General features: G+C 74.5%; 4 protein-coding genes and 1 pseudogene. 2 read left to right on the forward strand and 3 right to left on the reverse strand.

Annotated elements, in window-relative coordinates:
• A pseudogene (locus QM633_RS09590) lies at nucleotides 1-606 on the forward strand (hypothetical protein); the annotation flags it as partial.
• A gap of 228 nt (nucleotides 607-834) precedes the next feature.
• Nucleotides 835-1,437, forward strand: coding sequence for a hypothetical protein (locus tag QM633_RS09595; RefSeq protein WP_415153532.1), 603 nt, complete (start codon nucleotides 835-837; stop codon nucleotides 1,435-1,437).
• Between the two features lie 265 nt (nucleotides 1,438-1,702).
• On the opposite strand, the gene QM633_RS09600 is transcribed toward QM633_RS09595, so the two are convergent.
• The 3 genes from QM633_RS09600 to QM633_RS09610 all read right to left on the reverse strand — a co-directional run.
• Entirely contained in the window at nucleotides 1,703-2,725 is a 1,023-nt protein-coding gene (locus tag QM633_RS09600) for a ketopantoate reductase family protein (protein ID WP_415153533.1), read from the reverse strand.
• A gap of 76 nt (nucleotides 2,726-2,801) precedes the next feature.
• Nucleotides 2,802-2,963, reverse strand: coding sequence for a DUF6290 family protein (locus QM633_RS09605; protein WP_415153534.1), 162 nt, complete (start codon nucleotides 2,961-2,963; stop codon nucleotides 2,802-2,804).
• A gap of 110 nt (nucleotides 2,964-3,073) precedes the next feature.
• Nucleotides 3,074-4,671 (reverse strand): CHAT domain-containing protein (locus QM633_RS09610; protein ID WP_415153535.1); only part of this gene is annotated, 1,598 nt, incomplete at its 5' end.

Below are 4,671 nucleotides of genomic sequence, written 5' to 3' on the forward strand. Positions count from 1 at the left end.
CAGCCCGCTGCGCAGGGCCCGCAGCCTGCGGGGTACCCCGGGTCGGCGGGGCCGTTCCCGTCCGCGCAGGCCTACGGGCAGGCGTACCCGGGCCAGCCCGGCGCGCCGTATCCGGGGGCGCCCCAGCCCGGCCAGGCGCCGTATCCGGGGGCGCCCCAGCCCGCCGCGCAGTACCTGGGGACGGCCCAGCCGGGCCCTCAGTACCCCGGCGCGGCCCAGCCCGGTCAGCCCTATCCCGGCCAGCCGTACCCGGGCCAACCAGTGCCCGGTCCGGCGCCGGCGAAGCCGTCCAAGGTGCGGCTGTGGGTCACCCTGGGGATCGTCGGGATCCTGGTGGTCGGCGGGGTCATCGCGGGCCTGTTGTCGTTCAACGTGAGCGCGACGAAGGTCGGCGACTGTCTCGCCCAGGACGGCACCGACAGCGTGAAGTCCGTCCAGTGCGACTCGGGCGACGCGGACTACCAGGTGGTGGGAGTCATCCCGAACACCAACCAGCCGATCCGTGGCCTGTCGAACCCCTGCGAGGACTACAGCGACGCCACCAGCTACTACTGGGAGGGCCGCGAGGGCAGCAGCGGCACGTTGCTCTGCCTGAAGGAACTCTGAGCCCCGCTGACGGGAGAGCGCCGCTGTCGGGGGCGGGACGCGTTCCTGCGTTGACGACGGTGCTGGCGCTGGGACCGTTCTCGGCCGGCCCACGGCCGGGTGCAGGCGATGGCGGATAGCTGGCGGCGTACTGACCACGGCTGGGACCGCCCGGTCGTCGTGAGGTCCCCGGCCGTGCGGCCCCGGCTGCGCAGGGGCGTTGCGGAGGCCCGCAGCTACCCTTGCCGGGTGGACGAACAGCGCAGGCCCCGGCGGCCGAGCTTCCAGGACCCCGCGGCCCTGGAGGCTCTCGGCCAGCCGTCCGACCCGATCGCGGAGTTGCACGCCGCGCACGAGACGGCGGCCGTGCTGCTCCGGACGGGCCGCGCGGCCGACGATCCGGCGGTCACGGCACGGCTGGTCGCGCTGTCGGACGAGATCGGGCTCGACACGCTGGCCGATCTGTGGGCGTCCCGGCCCGCGCGGACGCTGCCCGGTGTGTTGTGGCGGCTGTACCTGCTGCGCGAGTGGGTGTCGACCGACCCGCACGGCGCTGCCCGCGAGTACGCGGCCGGGATCCGGTTCACCGAGCCCAACCACGCGGTCGCCGGGGTCGAGCCGCCCGGCCCGGATGAGGTGCGCAGGGTGGCGGACGAGATCCTGCGGGGCGCGTTCTCCGGTGACTTCGCCGTCGCGCTCGAGCGGGCCGCCGCGTTCTGCCACGTCGTGGCGTCCGGTCGAGCCGACGTCACGGTCGGCACCCGCGCGGTCTACCAGGCGCTGCGCCTGCAGGACATGGCCGGCGACCTGACCGCGTCCGCAGCCCTGTGGCGAGCCGGGAAGTTGCGGTAGGGACGCGGTCCGCCGCCCCCACGGTTCCGCCGACGCGCGCGCTGACCGAAACCGCGCGAGGGAGAGACGGGCTTGGATCCGCCGCCGCCGCGGCCTATCCTTCATCAGGCGTCGGGCCGCGGTAGCCCCGGGCTCCAACTCTCGCCGCTACGAGCGGCCACGCGCCGAGAGGCGCTCCCGGCCCGACGCCACCGCCCCAGCCGCCCTGGCGGGAGGGGCGACGTCGACAGACCACAGTCGCGCCATCGCCCCGGCCCCGCGGGCCCTACAGGAGCGCCAGCAGGGCTTCGGGGTTGTGCCGGTAGGTGTCCAGCGGCACGGAGCCCGAACTGAGCGCCTCCAGGGTCTCGGTGAGGACGCGATTCACCGGTGTCGGGACGCCGAGTTCGTCGCCGTGGCGCACGACCGCGCCGTTGAGGTAGCGCACCTCGGTGCGGCCGCGGCCGGAGTAGAGGTCGATGTGGAAGGACGGCATCTTCGCGCCGCGTCCGCCGCCGAGCAGCCGGGTCAGGACCGGCTGGCCGACGAGGCGGGGAATCCGTGTCGCCGCCAGCGCGAGGGCGCGGACGGGGGTGCCGGGCAGGTCGACGGGCTGGTAGCCGAGGGCGTCCATGACGGCGAGGCACTCGCGAAGGACGGCGATCTCGACCTCGTACAGCCGGCGGTCGGCGAACAGGCGGGCGACCGGCTCGTCCAGGATGGCCGACGTGGCGTTGCCCTGCAGGTTGGTCAGCAGCTTCGACCACTTCATCGCCCCGGGCCGGCGGTAGCCGCGTCCGTTGAGGCGGGCGTCGTTCAGGGCGGCGATCAGCGGCTCGCCCAGGGGATGGTCGGTGCCGATCCCGATGCCGCGCCGCTTCTCCTCGATCACCTGGCCGGTGCCGGGCTTGCCGACGGCGGTGGTGACGGTCCCGGTGATCACCTGCCCGGCGCCGAGCCTGCGCGCGATGAGTGGCTCGTTGTCGACGCCGTTCTGCAGGGAGAGCACCGGCGGCACCGGCAGTCCGGTCGCGATCAGCTCGTCGAGGGCTGAACTGGTGTCGAACGATTTCAGTGCGAACACGCAGGCGTCGTAGGGTCCGGCGGCGAGGGCCTCGGCCGCCGAGGCGTGGATGGCGAAGGTGCGCACGGAACTCGTGCGGCCCTCGCGGGTCAGCCGCAGGCCGGCTTCGGCGATCGCCGCCGCGGCGGCCGGCTGCTCGCTGTAGGCGATGTCGTGCCCGGCGACGGCCAGCGACCCGCCGACGTAGGTGCCGATCGCTCCCGCACCGATGAACAACAACCGCATGACGCAGTCCTTCCCTGGCTCCCTGGCTCGCATCGTGTCTGCGCGGCGTCGTCATCGACGCCGGTGACACCCTGATTCAGGACGCCGACTGCTCCTGCTCGAGCCGATCGAGGATCCACGAGCGGACGAGGGTCGAGGCCGGCAGGTGCCGGGCGTCCGCGATCCTCTGAATGGCGTTGCTCTCGCCAGGGCTGAGCCGGACGGAATAGACGAGGGTGCGACGTTGCGGTGATGCCATGTAGTACAGGGTATGACCGGGTCGAGGCGTTTGCTCCCGAAAAGCGGCTTTGCTACCCGGAATTGGGGAGCAAAGCCGCTCTTCGGGAGCGGGAACGCGTGGGGGAGCCGTCAGGGGCGGGGGACGCGGGTGGCGCGCCAGGAGGATCCTAGGGCGAGGAAGGCCGTTGGGGACGTCGCGGCGAGGGCCTCGTCGGTGGGCAGGCCGCGGGCGAGGCCGGCGTGGTAGGCGGCCATGACCGCTGCCGTCTCCTCGTCCGGGACGGGGGCGACCGCGGCCACGACGGAACTCACGCCGAGCGAGAGCAGGGTGTGCGCGAGCCCGAGCGGCTCGTCGCCCGGACGCACCTGCGCGGTGCCGACGTCGCACGCGGACAGCACCACGTGGCCGGCGCGCACGTCCCCGGTCGGCAACTCGTGGGCGTACACGTCGCCGTCAGCCATCCGCAGCGAGGAGAACAGCGGGCTCGACGGCTGGTGCTGCCCGTGGGCGGCCACGTGTACGACGCCCCCGCCGGCCAGGGCGGCGACGAGCTCGGCAGCATGCGCGTCCGGCCAGACCCGCGCCCCCGTCCAGGCGGAGGCCACGTCGGCCGCCTCCACGGACGCGAACCGCAGCCCGGGCCCGACGAGCACCTCGACCGACGCCCGCGCGACGTCCACCCGCCGACCCGCCCACTCGGTCACCGATCGCGCGACGGTCACGGGGACGCCGGCCAGCGACGGCAGCATCCCCCACGGCACGGACGCGACGGCGTGGGTGCCGACCACCACCAGCCCGGACGAGCGCCGCTGCCACGGTCGCACCACCGCGTCGTCCAGCCAGCCCAGCCCGGAGCGCAGGGAGGTCCCGATCGCGTCCCGCAGCGGCCCGGCCGGGGCGTAGGCGAGCGCCCGCAGATCGGCCTGCAGCCGGCGCGTGGTCTCCAGACACCGGTCCAGGTCGGCCAGCCGGGCCAGCCGGCGTCGTCCGCCCAGCACCCCCACGCCCCACAACCCGCCGTCGTGCGGGAACAGCCACAGCAGGTCGCGATCGGCCTCGCCCACGGCGCCCAGGGCCGGGGACAGGCCGGGCAGCGGGGTGGCGGCGGACGCGTCCTGCCGCTGCGCGAGCCCGAGGTCGGTCAGATCCCGGCGCAGCACCGCCATCTCCGCCCGCCGTGCTGCCGCCAGCGGCCCGTCCGGCTCGTCGCGGACGGCCTGCGACAGCGACCGCAGCCGCTGGGTGAGGTCGGCCTGCCGTGGGTCCTCCGGCGGCCGCACGACCGGCAACCCCAGGCTGCTCCACCGCTCGAGCGTGCGCAGGACATCGGTGGGCCCGGCGTTCAGGGCGAGGCCCAGATCGAGGTCGGCCAGCCGCAGGCTGAGCACCTTCCGCGCGGCCCGGGAGTCCAGGGACGCGCTGACCGCCTGGCTGGCGGTTAGATCGCGGGCTGCCGCGACGAGTCGGCGCCTCGGCGATCGGCCAGAGGCGAGGTCGGTGAGTGCGGCGGCGTAGACCTTTCGCAGGTGGATCACCAGGCCGTGGGAGCCTGAGGGGTACCGGGACAACGCCGTCCTGGCCAGGTCCGGACGGCCCAGGCGCGCGGCGGCCTCGGCGGCGACCGCACTGCTGCGTGCAGCGAGGTCGGTGTCCCCCAGCCCGCGTGCCACCTCGCCGAGACTCAAGGAGTTCTCCAGCACCCTCCCGAGTCGCCGACCCCGGCTGA

Origin of the sequence: Propionicimonas sp., from assembly GCF_047606205.1 — a bacterium.
Lineage (GTDB): Bacteria > Actinomycetota > Actinomycetes > Propionibacteriales > Propionibacteriaceae > Propionicimonas.